This window comes from Bathymodiolus platifrons methanotrophic gill symbiont (genome assembly GCF_002189065.1).
GTDB lineage: Bacteria > Pseudomonadota > Gammaproteobacteria > Methylococcales > Methylomonadaceae > Methyloprofundus.
Genome location: NZ_BDMN01000326.1, coordinates 1 through 1,558, shown reverse-complemented (window position 1 = coordinate 1,558; position 1,558 = coordinate 1). Strand labels below are relative to the sequence as shown.

General features: G+C 37.2%; 3 protein-coding genes. All 3 read left to right on the top strand.

Features of this window, described 5'->3' with window-relative positions; all coding sequences use genetic code 11:
• On the top strand, positions 1 to 626 hold a 626-nt coding region (locus CDZ78_RS16600; protein WP_140414142.1), incomplete at its 5' end, for an ISAzo13 family transposase.
• A 49-nt stretch (positions 627 to 675) separates the two neighbouring features.
• Positions 676 to 1,317: a hypothetical protein gene (locus tag CDZ78_RS16595; RefSeq protein ID WP_087870986.1), complete on the top strand. Its 642-nt coding sequence runs from the start codon at positions 676 to 678 to the stop codon at positions 1,315 to 1,317.
• Between the two features lie 38 nt (positions 1,318 to 1,355).
• A partial coding sequence (tnpA, locus tag CDZ78_RS24560) for an IS66 family insertion sequence element accessory protein TnpA (protein ID WP_444979215.1) occupies positions 1,356 to 1,558 on the top strand: 203 nt, incomplete at its 3' end.

Here is a 1,558-nt window from a genome sequence, read left to right as displayed (position 1 = left end):
TATTGGGTACTTTTTATCGTAATGGATCGCTCTATACACAAGCAGCCATTCAAACGAATGATCATGATTTCCCTAGCTCTGCAACAGGCAGTGTTATTCCTCATGGGTTTTATGACCTCAAACGAAACACAGGATATATCACGCTTGGAACGAGTCATGATACCAGTGAATTTGCCTGTGATAGCTTATTTCAATGGTGGGTAAACGAGGGTATTATTCATTATCCTAAAGCAAAATCATTGTTGATCCTTTGCGATGGTGGAGGGAGTAACAGCTCACGGCACTACATTTTTAAAGAAGATTTACAAAAGACTGCGAATGCACTTGGATTGGAAATTAGGATTGCCCACTATCCTCCTTATACCTCCAAGTATAATCCCATTGAACATCGTTTTTTTCCTCATGTGACTCGTGCTTGTGAAGGTGTTGTATTTGACTCGGTTGAAACAGTTAAAACATTGATTTCTAGAACATCAACGTCAAAAGGACTAACAACAATTGTTCACATACTCGACAAAATATACGAGACAGGACGAAAATATGCCGCTGACTTCAAAGAAATAATGCCGATTGTATTTGATACACATTTACCAAAATGGAATTACCGTGCAATTCCTCAAGAATAATTAATATCGGGAAGTTGTTTCGTGCTTATTCCTAAGAAAAGCCAATAAAGTGTCAGCTTGTTATCCTATTGAAGCAACGGAAGAAAACTGGCTTTACGGCACTATTGTTGGGCTTATTAAAAAAGTTCATCAGCAATTGGGTTTGGGTCAACCGATTTTAGAAACACATACCGAGTGGAAAAGCTTAATACCTAGTGAGCTTAATGATTTCTCGCAAAAATCTTTAAAAAGCTCTACTGGAATACGTGATAGATTGTTTAAATATCAAGATGAATTGAAAGGCTTATCCATTCCTGAAAGAGAGTTGGTATTGGTAGCACTTAACTCTCAAAACAATATTGCTGCATTATTGTCTGGTACAGAGACGATTGCAACAATAGAAAACGATTTTCCTACACTTAATGATGCTGTTAAGGATTTATTTGTTTTTTGTTATGAAAAACTGGCAGATTTTAAAGTCCGTGAGCGTCAATATCAAATAGTTTTTGCTGCTTTTGATACTAAGTTTTGTCCTATCTGCGGAATAGAAAGGTTAATGAATCCAGATGAAACCGCACAGGATCAAGATCATTATTTAGCAAAAAGTATTTATCCTTTTGCTGCGGCAAATATGCGAAACCTTATTCCTATGTGTCGTTGCTGTAATCGTGATTATAAAAAAGATCAGGATATTATCAGAGACGAACAGTAAGCGTCAATTAAACCACACATTCTAAACCAACCTAAAAAATGGCAGACTATTGCTTCCAATTAACTCAGGAGGCATTAATGAGCCCATCTCAAAATAAATCGGCTATGCAAGACCCTATACCGCAATGGCAAGCCAGTAGCTTAACTCAGGTCGAGTATTGCAAAGCCCATGATATCAAGCCGCATATTTTCAGTTATTACAAAAAGCAATTCAGCTCAGCGACCTCATCAGTGAAACAATC